Annotated in this window: 23 protein-coding genes and 1 pseudogene; 18 read left to right on the top strand and 6 right to left on the bottom strand. The window is 66.4% G+C overall.

The window, feature by feature from the left end:
- The 4 genes and pseudogenes from AB0C22_RS30765 to AB0C22_RS30750 form a co-directional block, all read left to right on the top strand.
- Positions 1-439, top strand: a 439-nt coding sequence (locus tag AB0C22_RS30765; protein WP_357538475.1) for a tetratricopeptide repeat protein, incomplete at its 5' end; no start/stop codon positions are given.
- Between the two features lie 78 nt (positions 440-517).
- Positions 518-616, top strand: a pseudogene (locus AB0C22_RS30760) (transposase); the annotation flags it as partial.
- Between the two features lie 181 nt (positions 617-797).
- Positions 798-1,286 carry a hypothetical protein gene (locus tag AB0C22_RS30755; RefSeq protein ID WP_357538473.1) on the top strand — a complete coding sequence of 163 codons (489 nt, stop codon included), beginning with the start codon at positions 798-800 and terminating at the stop codon, positions 1,284-1,286.
- A 290-nt stretch (positions 1,287-1,576) separates the two neighbouring features.
- On the top strand, positions 1,577-2,572 hold the full coding sequence (locus AB0C22_RS30750) for a hypothetical protein (protein WP_357538472.1): 996 nt from the start codon (positions 1,577-1,579) through the stop codon (positions 2,570-2,572).
- 99 nt (positions 2,573-2,671) lie between these two features.
- Here the strand turns inward: AB0C22_RS30750 and AB0C22_RS30745 are convergent, their stop codons facing one another.
- The 4 genes from AB0C22_RS30745 to AB0C22_RS30730 form a co-directional block, all read right to left on the bottom strand.
- Complete coding sequence (locus AB0C22_RS30745; protein ID WP_357538470.1) at positions 2,672-3,028, bottom strand: hypothetical protein; 357 nt, start codon at positions 3,026-3,028, stop codon at positions 2,672-2,674.
- A gap of 138 nt (positions 3,029-3,166) precedes the next feature.
- Positions 3,167-3,337 carry a hypothetical protein gene (locus AB0C22_RS30740; RefSeq protein WP_165949819.1) on the bottom strand — a complete coding sequence of 57 codons (171 nt, stop codon included), beginning with the start codon at positions 3,335-3,337 and terminating at the stop codon, positions 3,167-3,169.
- A gap of 26 nt (positions 3,338-3,363) precedes the next feature.
- A complete protein-coding gene (locus AB0C22_RS30735; RefSeq protein ID WP_357538468.1) occupies positions 3,364-3,624 on the bottom strand; it encodes a hypothetical protein in 261 nt (86 codons plus the stop codon).
- A gap of 1 nt (position 3,625) precedes the next feature.
- Positions 3,626-4,057: a hypothetical protein gene (locus AB0C22_RS30730; protein ID WP_357538466.1), complete on the bottom strand. Its 432-nt coding sequence runs from the start codon at positions 4,055-4,057 to the stop codon at positions 3,626-3,628.
- 110 nt (positions 4,058-4,167) lie between these two features.
- On the opposite strand from AB0C22_RS30730, the gene AB0C22_RS30725 reads away from it, so the two are divergent.
- From AB0C22_RS30725 to AB0C22_RS30665, 13 genes are all read left to right on the top strand, one after another.
- The gene (locus AB0C22_RS30725; RefSeq protein WP_357538464.1) at positions 4,168-4,890 is read left to right on the top strand and encodes a hypothetical protein; all 723 of its coding nucleotides are present in this window, start codon (positions 4,168-4,170) and stop codon (positions 4,888-4,890) included.
- A gap of 66 nt (positions 4,891-4,956) precedes the next feature.
- Complete coding sequence (locus AB0C22_RS30720) at positions 4,957-5,127, top strand: hypothetical protein (RefSeq protein ID WP_357538462.1); 171 nt, start codon at positions 4,957-4,959, stop codon at positions 5,125-5,127.
- 215 nt (positions 5,128-5,342) lie between these two features.
- On the top strand, positions 5,343-6,140 hold the full coding sequence (locus AB0C22_RS30715) for a hypothetical protein (protein WP_357538460.1): 798 nt from the start codon (positions 5,343-5,345) through the stop codon (positions 6,138-6,140).
- Positions 6,141-6,190: 50 nt separating this feature from the next.
- Complete coding sequence (locus tag AB0C22_RS30710; RefSeq protein WP_357538458.1) at positions 6,191-7,318, top strand: hypothetical protein; 1,128 nt, start codon at positions 6,191-6,193, stop codon at positions 7,316-7,318.
- Positions 7,315-8,802, top strand: coding sequence for a hypothetical protein (locus AB0C22_RS30705; protein ID WP_357538456.1), 1,488 nt, complete (start codon positions 7,315-7,317; stop codon positions 8,800-8,802). Before AB0C22_RS30710 ends, AB0C22_RS30705 begins: the two co-directional genes overlap by 4 nt.
- Positions 8,799-10,109 carry an AAA family ATPase gene (locus AB0C22_RS30700; RefSeq protein WP_357538454.1) on the top strand — a complete coding sequence of 437 codons (1,311 nt, stop codon included), beginning with the start codon at positions 8,799-8,801 and terminating at the stop codon, positions 10,107-10,109. The genes AB0C22_RS30705 and AB0C22_RS30700 overlap by 4 nt, the downstream gene beginning before the upstream one ends.
- A 117-nt stretch (positions 10,110-10,226) precedes the next feature.
- Positions 10,227-11,483, top strand: coding sequence for an exonuclease SbcCD subunit D (locus AB0C22_RS30695; protein ID WP_357538452.1), 1,257 nt, complete (start codon positions 10,227-10,229; stop codon positions 11,481-11,483).
- Entirely contained in the window at positions 11,480-14,485 is a 3,006-nt protein-coding gene (locus AB0C22_RS30690; RefSeq protein WP_357538450.1) for an SMC family ATPase, read from the top strand. Before AB0C22_RS30695 ends, AB0C22_RS30690 begins: the two co-directional genes overlap by 4 nt.
- Positions 14,486-14,796: 311 nt before the next feature.
- A complete protein-coding gene (locus tag AB0C22_RS30685; protein WP_357538448.1) occupies positions 14,797-16,359 on the top strand; it encodes a DUF3375 family protein in 1,563 nt (520 codons plus the stop codon).
- Positions 16,349-17,128, top strand: coding sequence for a DUF4194 domain-containing protein (locus AB0C22_RS30680; RefSeq protein WP_357538446.1), 780 nt, complete (start codon positions 16,349-16,351; stop codon positions 17,126-17,128). The genes AB0C22_RS30685 and AB0C22_RS30680 overlap by 11 nt, the downstream gene beginning before the upstream one ends.
- Positions 17,121-20,480: an ATP-binding protein gene (locus AB0C22_RS30675; protein ID WP_357538444.1), complete on the top strand. Its 3,360-nt coding sequence runs from the start codon at positions 17,121-17,123 to the stop codon at positions 20,478-20,480. Before AB0C22_RS30680 ends, AB0C22_RS30675 begins: the two co-directional genes overlap by 8 nt.
- Entirely contained in the window at positions 20,477-21,676 is a 1,200-nt protein-coding gene (locus AB0C22_RS30670) for a Wadjet anti-phage system protein JetD domain-containing protein (protein ID WP_357538442.1), read from the top strand. Before AB0C22_RS30675 ends, AB0C22_RS30670 begins: the two co-directional genes overlap by 4 nt.
- Before the next feature lie 174 nt (positions 21,677-21,850).
- Positions 21,851-22,087: a hypothetical protein gene (locus tag AB0C22_RS30665; RefSeq protein ID WP_357538440.1), complete on the top strand. Its 237-nt coding sequence runs from the start codon at positions 21,851-21,853 to the stop codon at positions 22,085-22,087.
- A 90-nt stretch (positions 22,088-22,177) separates the two neighbouring features.
- Here the strand turns inward: AB0C22_RS30665 and AB0C22_RS30660 are convergent, their stop codons facing one another.
- Complete coding sequence (locus AB0C22_RS30660; RefSeq protein WP_357538438.1) at positions 22,178-23,137, bottom strand: hypothetical protein; 960 nt, start codon at positions 23,135-23,137, stop codon at positions 22,178-22,180.
- A gap of 169 nt (positions 23,138-23,306) precedes the next feature.
- The gene (locus AB0C22_RS30655) at positions 23,307-24,236 is read right to left on the bottom strand and encodes a restriction endonuclease (protein ID WP_357538436.1); all 930 of its coding nucleotides are present in this window, start codon (positions 24,234-24,236) and stop codon (positions 23,307-23,309) included.
- 856 nt (positions 24,237-25,092) lie between these two features.
- Between AB0C22_RS30655 and AB0C22_RS30650 the strand changes: the two genes are divergently transcribed.
- Complete coding sequence (locus AB0C22_RS30650; RefSeq protein WP_357538483.1) at positions 25,093-25,473, top strand: Lsr2 family protein; 381 nt, start codon at positions 25,093-25,095, stop codon at positions 25,471-25,473.
- Positions 25,474-25,662: the final 189 nt, after the last annotated feature.

Below are 25,662 nucleotides of genomic sequence, written 5' to 3'. Positions count from 1 at the left end.
CGACCGGGCCGGCGAAGCCACCACCCTCAACAACATCGGCCACGCGTACGACGGCCTAGGGGATCGGCAGCGGGCCCTCGACCACTACCACCAGGCCCTCCCCATCCGGCAGGAGATCGGCGACCGGGCCGGCGAAGCCACCACCCTCAACAACATCGGCCACGCGTACGACGGCCTAGGGGATCGGCAGCGGGCCCTCGACCACTACCACCAGGCCCTGCCCATCCGGTGGGACGTCGGTGACCGGGCCGGCGAAGCGGTCACCCGGTTCAACCTTGCGATGGTGCACCGGGCGGGCGGTGACCTCGACCAGGCGATCCGGGAACTCGAATACGTCGTCGAACTCGAACGGCAGGTCGGCCACCCCGACCTCGAAGCCGACACCGCCCTCCTCCAAGAACTCCACCAACAAAGCGCGGAATCGCGGAACGCTACCTAACCATCGTGCTCAACGTTGCAGAGTTGGGTCAGGTAGCCGGCCCGCTGCGTGGTGCCCTCCCCGCCGGTGCCGGCCCACATACGCACCGTCATCTGCTCCACCAACGTGATCGAGTCGTTGAACGCCCGGTACCGGCGGGCGGTCAAGGCCTGCGGCCACTTCCCCAACGAGCAGGCTCTCAAGCCCCGGGTTTGATGGAGAGTCTCATCCGCCAGTCGTCGCCCCCGCCAGATCTCCGACGATCACCCTGCCCGTCCGGCTGAACGGAAAAGCGGAACGAGTCTGTCTCGGTGCCTGACTTAGTCGGCAAACCGACGTTGGATGCACGTCATCCACTGTGGTCTGTACGGTGCCCACCGTGATCCGACTCCACCACGCCGGCGTGGCACTGGTCCTTACCGCCGCCTTCGCCGCTGGCTGTTCCAGCGCCGCCACCACCCCCGACGCTGCGCCCGCTGCCGCGACCAGCACCCCCGCGCCCGCCACATCTAGCGCCCGGCCCGCCGCCGTTGAGGTTGAGTGCGTCAGTGTCCAGCGGGCCTACAATGCCTGGCAGAGCCCATTCCAGCCCACCACCGCGGCGGAGTTCGCGGCGGTGAGGGAGGGCACCATCAAGATGGCAATGGACGACGGCAAGAGTTTCCTAGACGACGTGTCGGGCTATGACAGCCAGCCGTCGAAGGAACTTGCTGTCGCGATCGCGGGCTACAACTTCAGCATTTCTCTGATCAACCTGCAGGTCACGATGGGCTCTGACGTCGACCGGAAGAACGCTGCCGAGGCTGCGCAGGCGCTCGAAGGCATCGAGGCGAAGTACCGCGCGTGGAAGACCGCAGTCTGCTCCTGAGGCACTGTTGCTGTAGCAGATGGGTGGGCACGCCAAGCCGCGTCAGCGGGCACTGGTTGAGGGCTCCGTCCGCTAGCCGATCCGCGTGCCAGGAGGGGCGCGCAAGATCGAGCTCCGCACACGCTCATCGAGCAAATCGGCTCGACCGGTGTCAACCGAGGCGGAATCGGCTGATTCCGGGGGGAGCGGCGACTTACTGCGGCCCCACCGGATCTCGACCGGGCGGTAGCATCGCGCTTCGGAGCGTACTGATGTGGTGACATAGGGAGCGGCGATCCGTCATGTCCTTCGTGCCACCTTCGCCGAAGAGCCGGCACTGGACCTTCACCGCCATCGCCACCGCGGTCGCCACACCGGCGTTGGTGTGGGGCGTCGACCAGTCGTTCCGTTCCACGGATCGGTGCCTGCGGGCCCACGGATCATGGATCGGTGATTCAGACACCGACATTCCGGACGCGTGCTCGGAGATCAGCGCGCTCCTGGGCATGCTGGCACTGATCATCGGTGCATACGTCGCAGCGACGGCGATCACCGGGTTGTGCGTGGGGATCGTGGAGGGACGCCGCCGACGCGCCTTCGGCCACCACCGCTGGTTCACAGTGATCGTCGTCGGTGTCGCCGCCCCATGGGCACTGGCCACCTACGCCACCGGCTACGGCCTCGGCCGACTACTACGACCCCCAGCCGCCGACACCTCATGGACAGACGGCCGTGACGCCGCGCGTCGTACCCTCGAATTCCTCGCCCATGGCGGACACCCCGGTGCCGTGCCCGCCCCGGGGTTTCTCACCGACGAACCGGTCCACCTGGACGCCCGGCTGCACTACTCGCGGCACTACGGCACGACGGTCACCTACCAGCAGACCTCCGCGCTGGCATTCGGATCCGCAGCCTTCGTCACCGGCGCCCTGCTCGCCAACGCCGTCGGCAACAGCAACGCCCGCTCCCGGGCCGCACGCCTCGCCAGCCCACAGTGGCGCGACCACGAACTCACCCGGGTCGTGCTCACCCCCACCCGAACCTGGTGCTACTCCTTCGGACGCTGGCTGTCGTTCGACCACACCGCCGTCATGGAATACCACCTCGACCCACACGGCGTGGTGCTCCTCTTCGCCGACACCGAGCCGCTACGCCTGAACGGACCAGCCGCCTGGCTACACGCAGTCCTCTTCGCGTACTTCAGGTTCGGCGCCTCGGCACTGACCACCGCGACCTTCCTCCTACCAATCGGCGCCACCCAGTCGCCGGACCAACCTGCCGCGACCCCACCCTCAACCAGCAGGTGACGCCGTGCTAACGCAACTCCCCGGCGCCTGACGTACCACTCCTGCGGCTACACAGAGAAGCCCATCACCACCACGGCGACGGGCTCCTCCACCAGCGACTCAGCCGTCTGTGTCGGGCACGAACCTTCCGAGACGCATCCAGCCCAGCCGGTGCGGCGTGCCGTCCAGGAACACGGTGGCCACCGCGTCACCGTCCCGCCTGTGTAGGCGCTGCACGAGGACGGTTTCCCGGTCGAGCAGCGCCGCTGACCGCAGGTCTTTCACACTTCGGTCGGGGATGATGTCGTGCTCTGTGATGTCGGTGAAGCCCCGCTCTCTGAGTAGGCCCACCGCGCGATTTTCGTCGGCGGCGGCGATGACCCAGTGCCCTTGGGTGTGGGTGTCGTCGAGCCCGAGCCCGTCTCGGATGGCCTGGTTGATGTGGTCTTTGCCGGGGGCGAGACTGTAGATGTGCATGGTGTTCCTCCTGTGGTGCTGACCCTGTCTTTCAAGATCATCTCACTCAAGGATAGACGATCTTGAGGATGCCTGCCAGGGGGCTTGACAACGCCAAGAGCCGGCCGCCCAAAGGCAACCGGCCCCACCATTTGGCGGTCACACCCGCCGCTGCTTCCCCTTCTCCGTCGCCGGAGAGAATCGCCCCTCCAGGAACAACACGAAGTCGAGAGCGTGATCCCGGCGGGCCTCCTGCACCCGGTCGGTATAGCCCCCGGCCAGCAGCTCGGCCTCATAGTCGGCGAGATGACGACGCAGCTCTGCGGTCACCTTCGCAGGCACCTTCGGCGTCGACATCAGGTGCCCTCACTTTTGATCTTCTTCTGCCGCTTCATCGCATCCTTTCGGAACTCGACGAGGGTCGAGGTGACCGTCTCGGCAGCCACCAGCCAGCCTTCGCCCGGGTCAGGGTTGGGGGTTGAGTTGATGAGGACACCGTCGACCTGAACGAGCCCGTTGTCGTAGGCGACGACGGTGATGGCGAGTTCCAGCCCCTTGTCCTGCTTGCTGGGCTTCACCTTCCAGTGCTTTCGGATGCGGTCGATGGAAGCGGGCATGCTAGTTCCTCTCGTCGGCGACGGCTGCCAGTAGATCGGCTGCCCGCTGCCGCCACAACGCCGTATCGCTGTCGGGAAGCTTCCCGTAGTCCCACTCCTGCCGCGCCCCCTCAGCGTGGACGGGTCCGAGGGCGTTGGTGTACAGCCAGCGTGCGGTCCGCTTGTCGGCGTCCCGAGGCCCGCCGTCGAACACGATGACCCGCTCGTCGCAGACGGCGTCGTCGTTGACCGCTCGGATGATCAGCTTGTCGTCATGGGCCGGGCCGTCGCCGGGCAAGCCACCGGTAATGTCGATGAGGGTCAGGCGGACAAGGAGCGCGCGTGGTGCGACGCCCAGACCGAGGCGGTCAATCCGATACGAGGTAGTGGAGGCGGCGAGTGGCGCTCCGAGTCGTGCTGGGACTTCCGACCGATACGCCCAAGGTTCGCCCACCGTTCACTGCCGAGCAGGTCGCGCTACTTCGCCGCTGGCAGGCCGCTCCGATCTCCGCGCATATGAGGTGCCCCCGTCACGGCGGCATTCGGCGCAGGAGCTCGGATCTTGTGCCAGACGTTGGCGGTTGGCGCTGTTCGTTCCAGACGCCGGACTATCCCGACCTGGCCTGTTCATACACCGTCGACTGGGCCTACGCCGGGATGCTGGATGAGAGCAACGTTCGGAGCCTGGAGGAGATGTCGGTTGACGTGGTCGGGGTGTCGTTCGACGACGACTCGAACGAACCCCTGAACGTCTTCTCCGACTACGACCTCGTCCTGTCATTCCACGATGCTGTCGACCTTGACTGGGAAGAAGTCGCCGAGCGTAGCGCGCTTGATCAACGGCGAGGTCTGGTCATCACGCAGTGCACCGTCTTGGAGGATCTCCTCAACGACGTGATCCTCCAGCTGGAACGACCGAACGATCCCGAGAGGCGGCGAAGCGAGCTAGACCGATCGACGATCGGCACACGCCTGAAGCGTGTCGAGTCGCTTTTTACCAGCGGCGCATTCACGGAGGCGGCCCGCGGCTTCCCACGCGAGGAGCTATGGGCCGTGATCAAGCGCCGCAACGAGCTGGCGCACGGAAGTCTCACCCGAGTTGTCAACGAGGTCCGCCCGCGGCCCGACGGCCCAGGCAAAACCCAGCGAGTGGAGTGGCACCTTGTGGACCGCCGAAGCCGTGAGACCCGGCTGATCACCATGGCCGGGCTACGCCAAGACGTACATGCCGCGACAGCCGCATACACGAGTCTTCTCCGTTGGGCTGCAGCCAATCCTGACCTCTAGCCGACCTGCGGCCAAGACAGGGCCGAGGGCCGATCAGCGACCCGCCTTTGCGCCAATCGATCGATGGTGAGCGATCTCGACGTCGGCAAGCTCCCCGAACTGGCCTACGACGTCGCCACCAAGACCGGCCACTGGGTGCCGCAACACGGCCGGCCGGCAGAAGCCAGATTCCGGTGGCATGTCCTGACGTCCCAGCCTGTCTTCGATTCGTCGTCATACGCGGCGGCACCGCCATGACGTCAGTCCGCTCATCCACACCCTCGGTCGAAGCCGAGGCGATGGGGCACGGCGAACGCTGGCACCTATAGGTGGCAGCAGGTCTCTGCAAGTCCCTGCAACCGGGCGGCCATGAACTCGGCCGATGACCGGCCGACGCTCGCACTAGCAAACGGCAGAAAATCTGGAAAACCTTGGAACTTGATGGAACTCCGTGGGTCAGTTAGGGTTTTGTCGTGGCCAACTCGATGGATGCTCTCGAGCAGCGGATCGATGACCTCCGGGCGGAGGTACGGCGATCCGCGATGGCGGGCGACCGCGCCCGGGCCAATCGACTCCGCTCCGAACTGCGCAAAGTGGAGGCGGAATGGGACGCGACCCTGACCGCCCTTGCCGGGCCGGAGCCGCTCGAGGACGCGACTATGGCACCGACCGCACCGCTGCTACCCGTCCGGGAGCAGGTGCACCAGGCGCTGACGTTCCTCACGGTCCCGGCGGCGCCGAAGTTGATCGTCGCTCTCCACAACGCGCTCTTCGGCGGGACGCTTGCCAGTGGGCAGTTGACCAGCCTTCGGCGGGACGAGGAGCGTTCGTTCAAGACAAACCGGCATGGTCGGCCGTACTACATCTGCGCGGCGTTGACGGCCGATCGGTTGTCGCCCGCGCGCGGGCTGTTGGCGGTATCGACGTGGCCGATGGAGGCGCGCGTCGTCGGACCGCTGAGCCCTCGAGTGCACTTTCTCACGGCAGCCATCCGGGTAGCTGAACACCTTCGGCAACCGGAGTGGGCGACGCTACCCGCGCGTCGGCTGTTGTGGGAGTTCGCCGCGAACATTCCTGGCGGGGCGCGGACGTTCGAGTCCATGACCCCGGACGCCGTCCAGCACGCAGCACGCACAGAACTTGAAACTCATGAGGACGCCGACCGTTCGCACCGCGAAGCGGCCGCTCGGCGGCTCATCAAGCTCGACGATCTACAGCAGATGTTCGGCACCACACTCGGACTCGCCCCGGCAACGATGGGCGAGGGGTAGACGCCACCGCTCCGCTGTTCGATCGCACTTCCCACGCGAAGGAAGGGCACGTGAACGATCTCAAAGCGCGTCTCGATGCGCTGCGGGGGTCAGAAGAACGCCGGAAGCTCAATGCCCGCGGGCTCGCCGCACTCACAGCCAATCCCGGCTGCCAGCGGAGGAGCGTTCTAGACGCTGCAGGCATCGACAAGCAGATGCTCGGTTCGACGCTCGGCTTCCCGATGTCGGCGGACCAGTCCCAGTTCGCCCTCACGCGCGGCACCGCGTTCGAGGCGCAGGTCAAGGCCAACGGATGCGCGCAGCTGCTCACACTGTTGCGCGAAGTGCTCGGGTTACCGGTGGCCGAGGTGTCATACGACGATCTGGAGACTGTCGGGGGGAACGCCAGTCTCTCGGCACGGCACCGCCACACCGTCCGGCTGCTGACCCAGGCCGGCTCGCTGGCTGAGGAAGCCGGCACCCTTTTCGACCACCCCCTGCTGGAACTGGTGGTCGCGGGCTATCCGGTCTATCTGGAGCCGGACTTGATCGCGTTTCGGTTCGAGGGCCAGTTCTACATCGTGGAGATCAAGTCGTTCGCGGTCGTCGACGGGCAGGCGCCGTCCGCCTCGGTGGCGGCCGCCGAGCTGCAGGCTGCCGTCTACGTGCACGCCATGCGGGAGCTGCTGCGCTCCTGCGGCTTGGATGAGCAGCTCGTCGCGCCGGAGGTCGTGCTGGTCTGCCCGAAGGACTTCAGCAACCGACCGACCGCCGTCAAGGTCAACATCACCAACCATCTGCATGCGGTCCGGCGGCAGCTGTCAAGGATGCAGGGCCTGGACGTGATCGTCGCCATGATGCCCGCCGGCGCGACCCTTGACCGGTGGCGCGACTCGAATCGGCTCGATCCGCGGCCGGCGGAGGAGCTCAAGCGCACCCTGCGCACCGTCGAGGCGCGTTATGTTCCGCAGTGCCTGGGCACCTGCGAGATGGCGAAGTTCTGCCGCAGCGAGGAGCATGGGTCGACCGCGGCGCTCGGGCGGCAGGTACGCGAGGAGCTGGGCGGGCTGGAATCGGCGAGCGAGGTAGTCGGGCTGGCCACCGGAGCACGGATCCCGGCGGATGACCAGACCGAGCAGGCGCGGCTGCTGCGACTCGCGCACAGCTACCGCACCGCGTTCCTCGGCGGTGCTGCATGACGCTATTGACCTCCCTCGGGCGGGCACTTGCCGTGGACCGTGGCCAGGCGCAACGGATCACCACGGTCCGGCACCTGCACGTCAGCTCGACACCGCTGGTGTTCGTGCCGTTGAAGATGGCCGGCGAAGCCAGCGCCCCCATAGCCGCCATGATCGGCACCGACCGGGAGAACCCTCGGCTGCTCGTCGTGGCCCAACCGCGCAACCGCGACCAACGTTTCGCCTTCGCTCACAACCTGGCCCGGCTGCTGTTCGCGGAACTTCTGCCGATGACCCTGCACCGGCCTCCAGTACCTGGCCAGCTGATGGACGGCCCGCGTCGCTGCGCAGACGCACCGCAGATTTGGGTACCGAACCGCGCGGGGGTGGAGTTCGTGCGCATGCTCGGCCGCTCCACCCGTTTTCGTAGGACCACGGGCCCATGGGCGGTCCCGGCGAACGTACCGCGGATGGGTAAGTGGCTGACCTTCTATGCCGATCGGGTGCAGTACCCGGGCTCGAGCCTGCTTGTGCCGGCCACGGCGGCGCTGACGGCGCACTGGGCCACGGGGCAAAGCAGTGAAGAGGACGAGCATCTCGGCACGGTCCTGGCATGGCTGGACCCCGGCGGAGACCTGACCGGCGCCGAGGCTGCCCAGATCGTGGAGGACCCGGTAGATCACCCTCCGGCCGGGCCGGCGACGGACCCCACCTTCGACAACACGGTGCTGGCCCCGCTGATCCGGCGCTACCACGACAACGCCGACAACACTTTGGAACGCGCCCGCGTGGAGTCCCGCATCGAGTCCGCGCTGCACGATCAGCTGATCGGGACGTGGCAGCGGGTGTGGCAGGCGATCGACATGCTCGCCGCGCTGGAGCGCGGTCGTCACGTCGCCGAAAGGTGGGATCACGACTTGGACGCGTTCACCCGCACTGCTGACTGGATCGAGAACAGCCCGGCGGCGCAACCGAAGCGCGATTCGGCGGTCACTGCCGCGCTGCGTCTGTACGAGCTGGAACGCGCACAGGCGCGGTACGAGGCTGAGCGGGCCTTCGACGACCCCCTCGTCATGGCGGAGGTGCGGATGACGGGCGAGGCCTTCATCGGCACCGTCACGGCCGTCGAACGTTATCGCCGTATCGGGCGGCGCAACCTACCGCTGATCACCGTCGAGACGGCCGACCCGGTACGCCTGCCGAGGGGCGAGAACCGCCTCCGCAGCCCAGCTCGTATCGGACAGAGGGCGGAGCTGGTGTCGATCACCGAGGTTGGTGACCGGGTGCAGGTGGTGCTGGAGCTGTCGGAGGGCATGGGCAACGGGCGCGATCCGAAGCCGGGCAGTGTCCCCGAGCTGCACGAGGAGGTGTGCTACAGCCTCCTCACCACGAAGGTGCGGCGGATGCCAGCGTTCCCGCGACGAGAGGAGACGCCGTGGACACACGGTGGGCCCCCGGGTGAGTACGTGCCCACGGATGAGGACGCCCAGGAGGAATGGCAGTGACCACGCCGACCGTCGTCGATGTCGTCGATGACGCGATCGACCGGCTGTTGAACGGACCGCACCGTGGCGTCGTGCTCGATTCGCCTCCCGGGGCCGGCAAGTCCCGGGCGGTCGCGCGCACCGCCGTGCATCTGGCCGCCGCAGGGGAGCCCGTGCGGGTCGTCGCGCAGACCAACTCGCAGGTCGACGACCTCGTCCACCGCATCGCCGAGGCTGCGCCCAGCCTCTCGGTGGGCCGGTATGCCGCGAAGGATTACTCGCCCCCGGACTGGCTACACCGACCGGGTGTCGTCATTCGCCAACGGCTGCGTGACCTGGCCGACGTACCGATCGTGGTCGGCACGGCCGCGAAGTGGCTGGATCCGGTCGTCGAGCAGCGGGGGCCGTGGGCCATCATCGACGAGGCGTACCAGATGCGCTCGGATACCCTGCTCCGTCTGGCGTTTACCTTCGAGCGCGCCTTGTTCGTCGGCGATCCGGGCCAGCTGGACCCCTTTTCCGTCGTCAATGTTGAGCGGTGGACCGGCCTGCCGTGGAATCCGATGCAGAGCGCCGTCGCGGCCATGCTCGCCAACAACCCCGAGATCAAGCCGCTGCAGCTGCCGTACTCCTGGCGGCTGCCTCCATCGGCGTCGATGCCAGTGTCGGCGGCGTTCTATCCCCACGTGCCGTTTCAGTCGGCGCCCGAGCAGGGGCCCCGGCGGATGTGGCTGCCCACGACCGGGCTCGGAGGCGTCCACGACCACGCCGTCGAGCGGGCCGCCGAATCCGGTTGGGCTTATGTCGAGCTGCCCGCCCGGCACACGCTGCGCACGGACGCCGAGGCCGTCGAGCACGTAGTCGCCCTCGCAGTCCGCACCTTGGAACGCGGCACCATGGTCGAGTCCCGGAACGAGCCCGATGGTGCGCCCGTGCGAGCGGACCGAGTCGCCATCGGCGCGGTACACCGTGACCAAGTCGCCGTCATCAAGGACGAACTGACCCGCGTCGGTCACCCGGCTATCCGCGTCGACACCGCCAACCGGCTGCAGGGTGCCGAGTTCGACGTCGTGGTGGTGCTGCACCCGTTGTCCGGGCGCCGCGACGCCACCGCGTTCCACCTGGAATCCGGACGGCTGTGTGTGCTGACCTCCCGACATCGCCACGCCTGCATCGTGGTCGGACGGGCCGGCATCGCCGAGCTTCTCGACGCGCACCCGTCGGTCGACCCGGTCCCGTTCAACACGAAGCCGAAGTTCCCCGACGGCTGGGAAGCCAACCACTCCATGCTCGAGCACCTAATGCGGCACCGCATCCGAGCCGCCTAGACCAGCACCAACCTCCGCACATCCGATCAGCCCGGCTGCTGGCTGATCGCGCGGTACCCCTTTGCCCGCACACCGGCGATGCCGAGCCACCGCCGCTACCACCGTGAAGAGGCTCCGATGAAGGTTCTCCATACCTCCGACTGGCACCTGGGAAGGACCACCTGGGGCCACAGTCGTAATCAAGATCACGAGGTGGTCCTTGACGAGATCACCGCCATCGCGGCCGCCGCGCAGCCCGACCTCATCCTCAACACCGGCGACCTATTCGACCAGCAGCGGCCGCCGGTGCAGGCGATGAAGCTCGCCACCGACGTCCTTCGCGCCCTGTCGGCGGTCGCCCCCGTCGTCGTCATCTCCGGCAACCACGACTCTGCGCCGCTGCTGCACTGGCTCCATGGGCTGCTGCGTCACGGCGAGCGCATCAACATCGTCGCCGATCCCGACGCCGTGCGTGTGGGCACCGTGCTTCGGTTCCCGGTCGGCGACGGTCGGTTGCACCTCGCAGCCCTGCCGTTCATCACCGCGAACCGCGTCGTCACAGTCCTCGACGATCCCAGCGCCCGGCGCAAGGCCTACGCCGCGCACATCGCGACCGTGCAGCGCGAGCTGCTACATCGCCTCCATGAGGACTTCGACCCGGGCAGCGACGTCAGCGTGTTAGCCGCGCATCAGTACCTCGCTGGCAGCGTTCCGTCGCGCACGGAGAACCCGAATCACACCTGCGACTTCTACGCCACCGACCCGGAGCAGATTCCGCCGGTGGACTACGCCGCCTTCGGGCACATCCATAAGCCGCAGGAGTTGCCGGGCCGTGTCAGCGGCGCGTACGCTGGCTCGCCGATCCAACTCGACTTCGGCGAAGTCGGCGAGGCCAAGAGCGTCGTCCTCGCCCACCTTCACCCCGGCAACCCGGCCCGCATCGAACGCCTCCCGCTGCACACCGGGCGGCGACTCCACGTCGCCACCGGCACGCTCGACGAGCTCCGGGCACGCGCCGCCTCGATCACTACCGAGATCTGCCGCATCGTGGTTCACACTCCGAGCCACGAGCCGGACCTGTCGCGGCAGATCCGGACGCTCTTCCCCGACGCCACGATCGTGCAGATCGACGAGAATGCGGCGGACCGCAAGCTCGACCTCATCACCCCAGACACACCCGCCGAGGGCGAACCGGACAACGTCGCCATGTTCAGCGGCTACCTCGCCGAGCAGGGCACCCGTGCGGCGAGCGCCGAGCGCGTGCTCGAGCTGTTCGGCACCCTGCTGCACCACGCGGGCGACGAACTCCCGCCGGCTCTCCCCGCTGAGGAGCTTCTCGCCGAGGACCTCAGCACCTTCACCGTTCCGGCCGAGGAAAACGAGGCTGCCGCATGAAGCCCCTGGAACTGACCTTCACGGGCCTGCGTTCCTACGTTGAGCCCCAGATGATCGACTTCACCGGCAAGACCTTCATCGCGATCCTCGGCGATACCGGGTCCGGCAAGTCCACCCTCCTCGATGCCATGTGCTACGGCCTCTACAACCGGTGCAGCTGGTACGGCGGTAGCGTCTCTGATCTCATCGCCCACAGCGGCGACGGCACCCTCAGCTTGGCCTTCACGTTCCAGTCCGGCAACAACACCGTATGGCGGGTGGAACGCTCCACCAGCGCCCGCGGCGCCGCGCTGCACAGGCTGACCGACGTCGACGCCGGCACCGTCGTGGCCACCGGAGCAGGCGCTGTCACTACTCAGATACGGCGCATCATCGGCCTGGACTACGACACTTTCCTACGGTCGGTCATCCTGCCGCAGGGCCGGTTCCAGGAACTGTTGCGCATGCGCGACCGAGAGCGGTCGACGATCCTTAAGTCGCTGCTCGGACTGGACCAGCTCAGCGCGGTCCGCGAACACGCCCTCACCTTGCATACCCGCCTCGCGAGGCGTCTGGGCGAATACCGCGAGCGACGCGCCGAATTCATGCGCGACCCCGCGGCGACGATCCGGGAGGCCACCGAGCGTCAGCGCGCCGCTCAGGAACGCCTCGGCCTTCTTCAGGCTGCCCAACACGCTGTAGTGAAGGCGGCGAAGGCCGCGTCTGCGGCCCGCACCCGCCGCGCCGCCCTCGACGAGGCCCGGACCCGGCTTGTCGACGCGACGCCGGTCGAAGTGGCGGCGAAGTACCAGGCCTTCCTCGCCGCTGCCAACGACATCGCCAGCCGGCGTGAACAGGTCGACAGGGAGCGGCACGCACTCGACCGGGAGACGCAGCGGCTCCAAGCCGAGCTCGACCAGGCTGATGCCGAGGGCACCGGCGTGGGAAAGACCGCCTCAGCCGTCAGCACGCTCATCCACCTCGCCGAACAGGTGCCCCAGCTCGATACACAGGCCGAGCGGCTGGAGAAGGAGGAGCACGAGGTCCGCATCGGCAAGACCGTGCTGGACAACCGCAGGAACGACGTCGCCAATCGTAAGGAGAAGGTCGCCCTCGCCAAGCGCGCCGTCGACGAAGAGACCGGACGCGTCACCCTCGCTGAGGCAGCACACCGAGTCGCGGCGGGTGCGCTCGCCGCCTTCCGACATGCCACCGACGCTGCCCAGCACGCGGAAAGGCAGCTCACTGCCTGTCGAGACGAGGTTGCCAAGCTCGAGGCGCACGCGGCGGACGCGTCTGTAAAGGCCCGCCAGGCCGAGCGTGCGGTAGAAGCGGCCGAGGACGAGGACGCCCGGGCGCGCCGGTTGCACGCGGCCGTCGTCGCCGCGGAAGGATGCGTACCTGGGGACGCATGTCCGGTGTGCCAGCGGGAACTGCCGGAGGAATTCACCGCAGCCAGCGACGACGCGGCCAAGGCGGGCGTGACCGCATTGAGGGCCGTGCAAAAGGCCGCGAGGCGCGCGGCCGCCGAGGAGGCCGCCGCAACCGAACGAGCCAAGATCGCTGAGAATAAGACGCTGGCCGACGCGATCAAGGAGGCAAAGACCACCGCCGTCAACCTCGACCAGGTCACCGTCCATGTCCGCACTGTGTTCGGCGACGTCGACCTAGACACGCCGGATGAGCAACTCCTGCATCGCCATGCTGCGGCTGTCCAGAGTGCTGCCGCAGACCTTGAAGCGGCCAAGGTCGCCCACGGTGAGGCACACGATGACTTCACCCGCACCGACTCGCAGGTGCCCGTATTGGAAGAGGAGCAGGCACGGCGGCAAGCCGCCTATGAGGAGGCGCTTGCCGACCATGAGGCCGCCGTCGTGCGGCTCAACCGCGCGGCACGTGGCGTACCGCGCGCCTTCCGCCCGGCTCACGGACTCCTGCTCGCGGACATCAGCGACCAGCGTAACCGCGCCCAGCAGCGGCAGGACGAACTCAAGCAGCTCTGTGACCGGCTGAACGACGTACGAAGCCGCGTGGTCGAACTGCACACCGCGTCGGGACTGCTCGACACCGAGGTCAACACCCACGTCACCCGTCCCGCCGCTGACCTCCGGCGCCAGCTCGACACCCTGGCCGACCGCGTCGCGGACGCCGGTGCCCTCCTCGACGCTGCTGGGCATGCTCTACGCCCCAGCGAGGTCGCCCTCGCCGACGAAGCCGCCTGGGCCACCTCCCTGATCAAGCACACCGTCATGCTGGTCGCCGCATGCCGCGAGCAGGCGGAGGTGGCACGAGTGGCGGCCAACGCGGCCGAGCAGGCTGCTGAGCAGGCTCGGCGCGGCTGCCAGGCCGACGACGACGACCACCTGGAGCGGCTCGTCCGGATGGCCAGCACCGCCGAGCACAACGCCGGCCGTGACCTCAGGAAGGCCACGGCACACCAACCACTGGCAGCCGAGCTGGACCGCCGGATCCAGGGGGCCGAACCCACGGTCACGGCACTGGGCGACCTGGCTGCCTTGCTCACTGACGGAAAGTTCGTCGCTAACGCCGTCCGACAACGACAACTTGCTCTACTCGGCGCCGCCAGCAAGACCCTGCTGACCATCTCCGGTGGCAAGTTCGGCTTCGCCGAGAACTTCCGCATCATCGACACCGGGGCCGGCCAGGCGCGCGACGTGAAGACCCTGTCCGGCGGAGAGACCTTCCAGGCGAGCCTCGCGCTCGCCCTGGCCGTGGTCGAGCTCGCCAGCAGGGCCTCCGGCCGGGTCGACTCCCTGTTCCTGGACGAGGGATTCGGCTCGCTCGACTCCGGCGTCCTGCAAGACGCCCTCAACGCTCTTGCCACGCACAGCATGGGCGGACGACTCGTCACGATCATCAGCCACATGCGCTCGATCGCTGAGATCACCGACCACGTTCTCGTGGTCGAACGCACCTTCGCCGGCAGTCGGGCTCACTGGGCCAGCCCGGAGGAGCGCGAGCAAATCATCAACGACGACCTCAACCGTGGGCTCCTGACGTGACCCCACTCCTTCGACGAGCAAACCCGCATCCTCGGCGACCGACTGGGCAGACACATCGCCGGACGCCCGCCTGGCCTTTTCGCCATTCCCGCCGGTTGACGCGATCCCGTACAGTGCGTGCCGTTATGGCTACCTACCGATGCCACGGTGCCCGCCCTCGGCCTACCGCCGCCACCAACGCCCTGGCTGCCTTTCGCGATACCACATTATCGTTGGCCGAAGCAGCAGCGGCTGCCCCTCCTGCCTGCTCAACACACCCGGTCGACGCTGGCCTCACCCAGGCAAGCGCAAGGAGGAGCGGGTGATGGCCCATGGCGGCTAAGTCCACTGAACAGCTCTTCCACGAGTTCCGCAGCAACTCCGCCGCCGACCTCACGATGTCGCTGCTGCGCTCGCCCCACGCCCTGGTCACCCTCGCCTTGATGGCGGCCCACCTCGGAGATGGGCAGATCGTCGACGGGCAGACACTCGCCGCGCAGCTCAACGCTGACCTGCCCGTGCTTCTACGCGGCTACACCGGAGACGACGAGGAGCCCAGACCGGACGCCCTCATCGCCGACATCCCCGACGCCGATGTCCTGCTGAGCCGCTGGACGCGCAAGGGCTGGCTTCACCGCAGCGTCGACCCCACCACCCGCATCGAGCGCTATCAGCTATCCACCGGTGCCGGTCAGGCCGTGCGGCAGATGCGAAACCTCCAACGCCACAGCTCGGTGGCGACCGAGTCGGCGCTGACGATGGTGATGGCGGAGATGCGGCAAATCGCCACCGACGCCAATCCCGATCCCATTGCCCGCCGGGAGGCCATCAACGACCAGATCGCGGCGCTGGTGGCGCAACGCGATGCCCTCGACAAAGGCGAGCTGCCCACCGTCAGTCACCGGGAACTCGTCGACCGGCTGACCGCAGTCGTGCAACTCGTCGAACGCATCCCAGCGGACATCGCCCGCTACGGCGAACTGATGCACGACAACGCCGCCGCGCTGATGCGCCAGAGCCTGACCGACGACCCCGCCGAGTTCGCCGACTCCCTGCAGCGGATGTTCGACGGCCACGACATCATCGCCGAGTCAGCCGAAGGGCAGGCATTCCGGGCCTTCGCCACCGTCATCGCGCGCCCGTCGCAGCGCTCCCAGCTCGAGGCCGACATCGAGGAGATCACCGCCCAGGTAAGTCCCCTACCCGCTCACCTGGCCGAGCCACTGGCCGGCTTCATCGACGCGATGTGGCGACGGGTCCAGGAGGTCGAGGATGTCCGGGCGATGGCCTTCCGCCGCATCAGCACCTTCGTGCGCGGCGGGGACGTCCTGCACTACCGCAGCATGCGCACCCGCATCGCCGAAGCGCAAGTGGCGGCCGCCGTGGCGTTCCAGCGCCTGCATGGAGGGCGCGACATCGGCTTCATCGTGCCCGCCAGCGGCGTGAACACGGCCTCGGTCGGCCGGCTGAAGCTGCATCCCGGCACCGCCGCCGTGCCGGACCCCCTCAGTGCCGGCGGCGGTGACTTCCCTATTGACCCGACAGGTGCCCGAAACCTGGAGGCTATCGATTGGGCGGCGCTGCGCTCGGCCGTCCACGCCGCCCTCGCCGCACACGGCGGCTTCGCCACCCTGCCCGAGGTCCTCACCTGCCTACCCGCTGCGCGTACCGGCGACGTCGTCGCCTTGTGGTCGCTGGCCACCCGCTACGGCGACGTCGACCCCACCACGACGACCACCGTGCAGGTCCGCATCCGCGGCGGGGACCGCGACCTCACCGTCCCGTACCTCGTCTTCGGCGCCGAGCTACCCGACCTGGCGCCGTCCCCGCACCCTCGCGGCTCGGCGTCTAGGGCGCCGGCCACCTTGTTGGAAGGTCTGCACGATGTCCACTGAGCCGCAGCCCCCGTTCGAAGACATCTTCGGGCCGGAGCTGTTCGACGACGCCGGACCGACATCCCCCGCGGGCCCGCTGCTCGATCCGAACGAGTTCTTCGCCGACTCCGACGGGGAGACGGTGGGGACCCTGATCGCCGGCCCTGGGCCACAGCCGCGCTTCGACGGCGACACCAGCCAGCTGCCGGCCGAGGTGTGCTGGACCCTGCAGGAACTGGTGGCCGCGCCGCACATCAGCGACAAGCAACGCAAACACTGGCCCGTAGTCCTGCAGTACGAGGACGTGCTACGCAGCCGACTGTCCGAGCTGGGCCTCATCCTGGAGATCAACCGCGAACACCGGCACGCCTTCACCCGGCAGGCCGACGATCCGAACCCCTCGAGTCGCGCGATCTTGCGGACCCGGACGCTGAGCCTTGCCGCGAGCGCGCTCGCTCTGTACCTGTACCAGCAATACCTGATGTCGATCGAGGACCCGGTCGTCGAAACCGCCGACATGCTTGACCACATGCTGGCCTACAAGCGCCCAGGCGACACCGACGAGGCTGCCTTTCACAAGAAGGTCATGACAGCCATCAAGCTGCTCGACGATGCCACGATCATCAAGCCGGTCAAGGGCACCACGCGGTATCTGATCTATGGGGTCATCACCTCGCTGCTCACCATCGAGCGAGTCGAGGCGCTGCGGGAGCGGTACCTGGCGATTGAACGCGGTGAGGCGATCGAGGTGGCCGACGTCGAGGCCGAGGAGGAGGCCACCGATGCCTGACCGCCGTCGCAAGCGCACGGTGCACCTCGGGCAGTACCGCCTCACGCGACTGCAGGTGGTCAACTGGGGTGCCTTCTGCGGCTACAAGTCGATCGACGTTGACGAGCGCGGCGTGCTGCTGACCGGTCTGTCCGGCTCCGGCAAGTCCTCTCTGCTGGACGCCCACTCCGCCGTCCTGCTGCCCAGCACGGACCAGCGCTTCAACGCCTCGGCCGACCTCACCGCGCGTGGCGCCAAGCAGAGCACTCGCTCCATCGCCGACTACGTACGCGGCGCCTGGTCGGAGAACCACGACGAAAATGATCAAGCGCATGTGCAGTACCTGCGCGGCGGCAAGCCCACCTGGTCGGCCGTCGCGGCGACCTACGACAACGGCCTCGGCTCTGTCATTACCGCCGTGGTGGTGAAGTGGTTCACCGGTACGGAAACCGACGGTGGATCGCTCAAGTCCCTGTACCAACTCCACCAGGGGTGCTTCTCCCTCGATGTCCTGGAGGAGTGGGCCGCGCGGCGGTTCGACACCAGATGGCTCAAGGCAACGTATCCGCCACTCGACGACCCCGGCTCCAACCAAGGCAACTACGTCCAGGATTTGGCTCGGCGGGTGGGTCTCGGCACGTCGAAGACCGCCATCTCGCTGCTCGGCAAGGCCAAGGCACTGAAGAACGTCGGCGACCTGAACCTGTTCATCCGCGACAACATGCTCGACAAGCCCGCGACCTACGTCGCCGCAGCGCGGATGGTGGCCTCCTTCACGCCTCTCAACGACGCATTCCAAACTGCCGAGCGCGCTCACCGCCAGGAACGGGTCCTGAGAGACGTCCCCGAATTGTGGAAACAGTATAGGGAGTCGCAAACCTCCCTTAACAGGGCGCAGCAATTGCTAGGCGAGCCGCTCGAACGATACCTGCGCGGTGCACACCTCCACGCCGTCGAAGGCGAACTCGAGCACATCGACGATCGCTTGGAAAAGCTGGACGAAACGCTCCGCATCGAGGAGGAAGAACGCAAGAAACGGTTCAACGAGTTCAAACTCCTCGACAGGCAGTGGGAAACCGAAGCCGAGGCCATACGCAGCCTGGAGTCGGCACTAAGTGTCGCCGAAGCCGAAGACGGGGCGGCCAAGGCAAGTTATCGCGCCTACGGTGGAATCGTGACCCGGCTTCAGCGCGAAGCTCCGACTACGGCTGATGCGTTCGCTCAGTTGAAGGCCGATCTTCCCCGCATTCTTGAGACCGCACAGACAGCCGAGACGGACCTGAAGAAGTCCAGATACGACGTCGCGGATGCCCTCAGCGAGGCCCGGCGGGCGTACCAGGAAAAGAAGGGCGAACTGGAGGCGCTGCAGTCGGCGCCCACGTTGATCCCGAAGCGGGAAGTCGCCCGACGCCTGGCCATCGCCCACGGCGTGGGTGTGCATGTGGTGAATCTGCCCTACGTCGCCGAGCTCGTCGATCTCGCACCCGACGAGGAGCGGTGGCGGCCGGCCGCGGAGAAGGTCCTGCGCAACTACGGACTCCGCCTCCTCGTGCCGGAACACCATGCAGCCACGGTCCGACGGTTCATCGACGAGAATGACATGAGGGGCATCGTCGAGTACAACACCGTCACGGCCACCTCCGATCATCAGCCCGCTCCCCGGCCAGGCACCCTGGCCAGCAAATTGATCGTCGATGAGACCCACCCTTACCACATGTGGCTGGCGGCCCAGCTCGCGCAGCGCTTCGAGCACGTCTGCGTCGAGACGGCCGATGACCTCGACGAGCACCGCCTAGCCGTGACCGTGCGCGGCACGCTGAAGCTGCCCGGCAACCACTACCGCAAAGACGACCGTGAGGAGGTCACTAATCCGTCCAGCTACATCCTCGGCGTCAACACCATCGCCAAGCGGGAGGCGCTGAAGGCCGAGGTCGACACCCTCCACGAACGGCGCCGCATCGCGACCGAGAAGGCGGACGAGCATCAGAATCGCCTGCGTGCGGCGGAAAACACGATCGCCGCTGTACATCAGCTCGATGACTATCCCGCCTGGGCTGTCCTTGACAAGTGGGAGACGAGTCGCCGCATTAACGAGTTGCAGCACCGAATCGAGGCGATCCGGAGCGAGAACGAGGATCTGCAGCGCCTGGAAAAGGAGCGCAACAACGCGCAGGGCCGCCACAGGGCGGCCGAACAGAAATGTGCGGGAATCCGCAATGAGATCGAGGCGCTCACCAAGCGAATGCCCCGACTCGTCGACCTTCAAGAGTCGTTGAAGAACCATCCGCACACAGTTGACGACCCCGGCGACCGAGAGTTTCTGGACGAGGTGCTTGCCGCAACGGCGGCGCCCCTCAATCCGGAAGCGTTTCAACCTGTCGCGGTCGCCATGCGCAGAGATTTGACTGCGCGCCATGACAGGGCCGACGGCGTTCGGAAGGTGGCTCAGACGAAGCTGGAGTCGTCCATCAAGGCGTTCATCGAACAGTGGCCCGACGCCGCGCCCGATACCAGTGGTGACGTCGAACGCAGCGGTGCGGACTTTGTGGCCCTGCATGACGACATTGCGCGGCGGCGCCTGCCCGAAGCGATGGATCGATTTCAGCGACTGATCGCCGACGACATGGTGCCATCGATCAGCTTCCTGCAACGCGAGGTCGAGAAATCCTCGACCGAGATCCGCAAGCGGATCACCATGGTCAACGAGGGCTTGAGGCGCGTGGAGTTTAATGCCGGAACGCGGCTGCAGATCGCTCACAAGGCGCAGCCGTCCGAGGACGCACGCCTGTTCCGCAATGCCGTAGACACGCTACTGCGGCACGCGCCGGCCGCCCGCAAGGATGCCGATGCGTCTCGGCTCCAATTCAAGCGGGTCCGGCAGCTCATGGCCCGCTTCACCTCGGACACTACCGACGGCCGTCAGTGGCGTGACAACATCCTCGACGTGCGGAACACCTTCTCCTTCTATGGCCGCGAAGAAAAGATCGAGGATGGAACCACTGTCGCCACCTTCAGCAACACCTCCACGAACTCCGGTGGCGAACAGGAAAAGCTCGTCGCTTTCTGCCTGGCTGCAGCGTTGACTTACAACCTGGCTGAAGGCACGGGCGACGGCGTACCGCTCTTCGCGCCGCTTATGCTCGACGAGGCGTTCAGCAAGTCCGACGAAACGTTCGCCGCCCAGGCGCTCGGCGTCTTCCACGAGTTCGGCTTCCAGTTGGTCATCGCCGCTCCTATTCGGATGTCCGGCATCATCGAGCCCTTCATCGGACAGGCCGTCCTCGTGGAGAAGCGGCAACTGCCCGACGGTCCGCGCTCCAACGCCGCCTCGGCGACCTTCGGGCAACTCGCGGCCCGGCGCGACGAGGAATGACAACCGCGATGCGCCGACCTGAGGATGTGATGGCGTGGGTGCACCGGCGGTTCCAGCAGGACTATCCGACGTGGGCCCGCGGGACCGGTGCCTGGCCCATGCGCATCCCGCTCCATCCACCGACGACAGACCAACGTTCACTGGACCCGATCGGCTGCCACGCCTGGGCAGACGAGTGGGCGTCGTACAGGGGACCTGGACAGATCGAGTACACCAACTTGCGCTTCCCGACTGGCACCCACCAAGTGCCGCGGACGCTGATGCTGCGGCATCCGGGCGAGGCTGCCGCCTGCCACCCGGACACCCACGCGACCTGGCGACGATGTGGCCAGCGGCTCACCATGCTGCAGCGAACCTTCCCTGGCGCCGACTTCGCCGGCATCATCCGCCGCATCACCGAACTCAACGACGCGGACCACCAGCGCCTCGCCCGAGCCGCCGCATGGCTACACAACAACCCGACCTCCGGCATGCTGCTTCGTCAACTTCCTATCGAGGGCCTAGACACCAAGTGGCTCGCCAAACATGCACGACTCGTACTGGCTCTCCTTGGCGACAGCGACCAAGATGACGTAGTCGAGGCACCCTCGACCGCCGGATCTTCCAGCCGCATCCGCCTTCACCAACGCCTCGGGCTCCGCGTGCCACCAGACCTCGTCCAAGTCGCCGTCCTCGACCCCCAGATTCGCGACAGCGTAGGCGGCATGCGGAACTTCGCCGCGAGCGTGAACGACCTCAGTGCCTGGAAAAACAGGCCCCGCACCGTTCTAATCATCGAGAACAAGGAAACCGGATACGCTTTTACCGGCGACTACCCGGACGTCGCTGTTCTCCACGGCCAAGGCTTCAGTGTCGCCCAGTACGCCCAAATCGACTGGGTGGCCAACGCGAACCGAGTGCTCTACTGGGGCGACATTGACACTCCCGGGTTACAATTCGTCCATGATCTGCGAGGATACGGAATCAAGGCGGAAACCATCCTTATGGACATGGCGACGTTGGAGAAATTCCGCTACCTTGCCGTCGACGGCGCGGGGCCGCAGCGCACCGAGCTCACAAATTTGAACGCGAACGAAGCAGCCGTGTATGCCTACCTCGTCAACTATGCGGCGCAGAATGGGGTTGGCCTGCTGCTCGAGCAGGAACGCATCCCCTGGCCGTATGCGTACAAATTCCTTACCCCCTACCTGCGTTAAGGGAGCGCAAGCCATCACTAAAGCATCAAGCGCCACAACGGACCTATGCGCGATGGGACGTGGGTAGACCTGCCTCTTCTTGAAGGTTGATATCGCCTGATGGCCTGGCTAGATGAGCCCATTCAGGACTGCGCGACGAGGCACTAGTGTAGGGGGAAGCCTCTGGAGGTCGCCATGGTCAAGATCCCCGAGTACGCCGATGCCGTCTACCGGTTCGTGCAGGCACACGCCACTATCGAGAACGGACGACGTGTCTGCCGCGAGCCTCTTTACCCCTGGCTAATGATGGAATTCGACCTAAACATCCACAATGTCAAGGCTATCCGTACCTCCGCCGTCAAAGAGCTTGAGCGCCGCGGTCTCGTCCAGCGCCCGAACCCCAGAGCCGCCCTGCTGATTTTGATCGACTGATTCCCTCGGGGTGACGCGTCAGCCGGAGGTGGAGTACTACGATCGCCCTGTAGCATTGATGGCGAAGGACGCTGAACTGCTATACGCATATCAGCCAAAAACACGCCGCTGGGAAAACCAATCGTTCATGCACAGGTCCAAAGCGGTTGTGCGGACCTTGCGGGCCCGGGCGGCAGGCGCTGGATCGTGGCCGTAATATGCAGCGTACGCCGCCGACACCACACCGCCGGCGTCGATACAGACTAGAGCGGCCGCGCCGATGCCGAGGATGTCAGGTGTCAGCTCAAGGTGAGGGCCGGGGGAGGACACCACGGCGTCGGAAAGCATCCACGGCGCACTGTGCGCCGTGCCCGACGCTTGCCGGTACAGGTTCGGCCGATCGGGAAACGCGGCCGATACAAGATCACTAAGCAACACCTTTATCGGTTGCCCACGGCCTGGAAGGCCAGGGATCTGCAACCGGACGGGCCTGCCGCCACTATTGCAGATTTCGATGATCCCCGCTCTGCTGATCCGGCCAGTGATCACGTTCCAGTGGTATTGCGCATCTCTGACCGCCGTCTCCGCAACGGGGAAATCTTCGGGCAGCGCTTTCGCGGCCTTCATCCGGGATTCGGCGTCCTCGCGCAACAACACCGCACCCCTCAGCAATCGAGACTCATATCCGATGGTTTCGTTCAACAGATATCCAACCTTCGCTGCCGCCTCGCACGCAGCCCGACCCGCCGTGGCGTAGGCAAACAGGGGCAGATAACCAGAAACGGCCAGTAACTGGCGGACCGCCCAGAGGTGGTCAATGACGCTTACCGTGGCGAGACGCGCGTACGCAAGTACGTCTTGCCGCAGCCTCCGCCGGTGAGCGCGCTGGGTATGCGCCGGCGCCTGCCGCCAGGCTGTGCCCTCGGCAAGATGGAGGCAGCTTGACTGCGGATCACGTCCGTAGCGCTCAACTTCTTCCTGAAGCGCGGCCAACTCCTGGTCGAGCGCCCGCACGGCTCGCCGGACCACGAATAGGTCGGGTGAAGCAGGATCAGGCACGCGAACTGTCACCCATGCAGTCTAGGCAAAGATCTCTCACGTCGCGTTCAACTATCCGCGAACTGCAGTATCTACTCGCGGCCTGGCGCGACTTCTGCCCCCTCTGCCACCATCTCGCCCAACCCTAAAAATTACAAATCGGTCTGCCAGGCCGCGCCTGCACGGTCTCGGATGGGTCGGGTCAGAACATTTCGGCGACCGGAAAATGACAGCTGCCCGTGTCGTTGGCGTGCCGCTTCTTGCGCCGCAGCACATCGTCCAGAGGGATGCGTCCCTCGAGGATCGCGAAGAGGTCGGACCCGCTCATGGTCATGAAGCAGGTGCCCTCGCTGTAGGTGGTACGCGCGGGCTCGCTCAGATCGTTGATGCTGATGATCAGCCCGAGGGCGTTCTTGCCCTTGCGCTCAACCTTCTTGGCGAAGGAGTCAGCCTGTTCCCGGCTGACCGGATCCTTGGTCCACTTCGCCTCGATGATGTAGTCGTCGGTGTCGAAGCTGACCGACCCATCGATCTGCTCGGCCGCCAGCGAGTAGGCCAGCCGGGGAGAGAGGTCGAACAGCGCGAACAGGGTGTTGAGAAAGTCCTCGAACTGCCGACCCCGCTCGTGCACGTCGTCCATCGAGTGCATGGCCAGGAATCGGACGCGCAGGTCATCGAGGTCCTGTGCGAAGCGCCTCTGCAGCTCGACTTGTTGGGTATAGGCCGCCTGCTCGGCATCTAGGCGCTCACGTTCGCTGATCAGATCCTCGTAGGCGACTGTGTACGTCTTCAGGTCGGCGACGGCCGCCTGCGCCCGCGGCAGCCACTTCTCGGCGTTCTCGTGCCGCTCCAGCTCGGGAAACCGCTGCATGTTGGCCAGCTCGACCATCAACTGCACGCTCGCGTGCTGATAGACCCTCTCGCCCTCGATAAGCCGGTCGACCACCTCGTCGGCGATCTCGCGCTTCGAAACCCCAAAGTTCACCCCGGCCAGCAACTCCGGATGCTCCCGCAACGCGGCCCGCAGGAACTTCTCCAGCGTCGGCCGATACCAGAACACCCCGGCCAGCGCAGCCCGCAACGCGTTGTACGCAGCACCGGAGATCCGCTTCGTCGCCCGACTCTCGCCCATCGGCTCCCATCCCGCTCGATCGAGACGACCGCCACCTTTAGCGCTCCGCCACTGACTGAGATTAGGCACCCGCACCGCGCCCTCACCAGAGCCGTCGACGGCGGATGCCCACGCTCACGGCGCTCCGCCATCCCGCGTCGACATGCAGGGCGCAGACTCGCCGAGTCCAGCGACGAGGTCGGCTCGGCTTTGGGGTCAGGGGTTGCGGGGTGCAGAGAGCGTGGGTGGTCGAGACATGGCGACGTAGCGATTTCCTCTACTAGGTGAGAAAAATCCGCCTTCGCATCGGCACCAGCTCGTCGGCCAAGGCCGCGAGTTGCCTGGGGATGCCCTTGGCGAGGTCACCACGATGGGGCGGCAAGGACACTCTCCGAGGCTACACGAGCGCCATCTCCTTGTGTCGACGTGAAGTCGCGCTCCTTCGTCGCCTCTCGACACCCCCCGCAGGGAGTATCGCCCCAGCGCAGCAGCACGTCATGGGACACTCATGCCTTCTTAGATGCGGGCGATCGTCGCCGCCGGCCCCTTCGAAGCCCTGACGCCGGTTCCGCACTGTGTGTCCTAGCGGCCATCGGCCCCGACCGACAAACGCTGTCACCCCTTCACCAGGTACCTCGACGCGAATCGTGCACGGCCGGTCGTCTCGGCGATCTGGCAAGTCGCAGGGTCCATGCCGGTACGGAAGGCGTGCGCCACATGCCGCTCCCGACCTCGCGAAGAAGGATGAGCCACATCTGGCCGTGGATCCGATCGGAACCGGCCTATTCGGAGGCCACCCTGTCCACTGTCATAGCGGTCGCGGAGCAAGCTATTGTATTGGCAATCGACAGGACAGCTGACGCGGATGGAGCAAGGTATGGCCAGGCAGATTATCCACAGGCTTATCGATGACCTGGATGGCGGGGACGCGAACGAGACGGTCAAGTTCGCTCTCGACGGGGTCCAGTACGAGATCGACCTTTCCGCCGTCAACGCCGACAAACTCCGTGACGCTTTCGCCCCGTACACGGCCAAGGGCACCAGGGTCGGTCGCGGCGGCCTGGCCGGTGTTCGGACCACTCGTGGGGTGGCAGGCGCAGACGGTCGGGCCAGCAACGGTCGAGGTCGCGTCACGACCGACCGGGAGCAGAACCAGGCGATCCGGGACTGGGCGAAGAAGGCCGGCAAGAGCATCTCCGACCGGGGTCGCATCCCGCAGGAAGTCGTGAACGAATACCACGCCCAGGCCGGCCGCTAGGCGTCACCGCCTGCATTACTTCGTCCTGGTCCCGCCGCCGTCAGTGTGCCGGCGACAACGGATTAGCAGCCAGCGACACAGCGCACTGTTGCCTTGGGTCTGCTGCACCGATAGGTGACATCTGAGATGGCTTGCCCTGACGGTGAGCTGGAAGGATGTTGCTGTGCCCAAGCCCTACCCTCGTGAGTT

The organism is Micromonospora sp. NPDC048894 (genome assembly GCF_040649765.1).
Lineage (GTDB): Bacteria > Actinomycetota > Actinomycetes > Mycobacteriales > Micromonosporaceae > Micromonospora > Micromonospora antibiotica.
Note: the sequence above shows the minus strand (reverse complement) of the source record. Positions and strands in the feature narration are given on the sequence as shown.

Coding starts and splice junctions, on each gene's coding strand:
- AB0C22_RS30745 (WP_357538470.1), bottom strand. CDS start 3,028: ATGCACATCTACAGTCTCGCCCCCGGCAAAGACCACATCAACCAGGCC.
- AB0C22_RS30735 (WP_357538468.1), bottom strand. CDS start 3,624: ATGCCCGCTTCCATCGACCGCATCCGAAAGCACTGGAAGGTGAAGCCC.
- AB0C22_RS30705 (WP_357538456.1), top strand. CDS start 7,315: ATGACGCTATTGACCTCCCTCGGGCGGGCACTTGCCGTGGACCGTGGC.
- AB0C22_RS30695 (WP_357538452.1), top strand. CDS start 10,227: ATGAAGGTTCTCCATACCTCCGACTGGCACCTGGGAAGGACCACCTGG.
- AB0C22_RS30690 (WP_357538450.1), top strand. CDS start 11,480: ATGAAGCCCCTGGAACTGACCTTCACGGGCCTGCGTTCCTACGTTGAG.
- AB0C22_RS30685 (WP_357538448.1), top strand. CDS start 14,797: ATGGCGGCTAAGTCCACTGAACAGCTCTTCCACGAGTTCCGCAGCAAC.
- AB0C22_RS30680 (WP_357538446.1), top strand. CDS start 16,349: ATGTCCACTGAGCCGCAGCCCCCGTTCGAAGACATCTTCGGGCCGGAG.
- AB0C22_RS30675 (WP_357538444.1), top strand. CDS start 17,121: ATGCCTGACCGCCGTCGCAAGCGCACGGTGCACCTCGGGCAGTACCGC.
- AB0C22_RS30670 (WP_357538442.1), top strand. CDS start 20,477: ATGACAACCGCGATGCGCCGACCTGAGGATGTGATGGCGTGGGTGCAC.
- AB0C22_RS30665 (WP_357538440.1), top strand. CDS start 21,851: ATGGTCAAGATCCCCGAGTACGCCGATGCCGTCTACCGGTTCGTGCAG.
- AB0C22_RS30655 (WP_357538436.1), bottom strand. CDS start 24,236: ATGGGCGAGAGTCGGGCGACGAAGCGGATCTCCGGTGCTGCGTACAAC.
- AB0C22_RS30650 (WP_357538483.1), top strand. CDS start 25,093: ATGGCCAGGCAGATTATCCACAGGCTTATCGATGACCTGGATGGCGGG.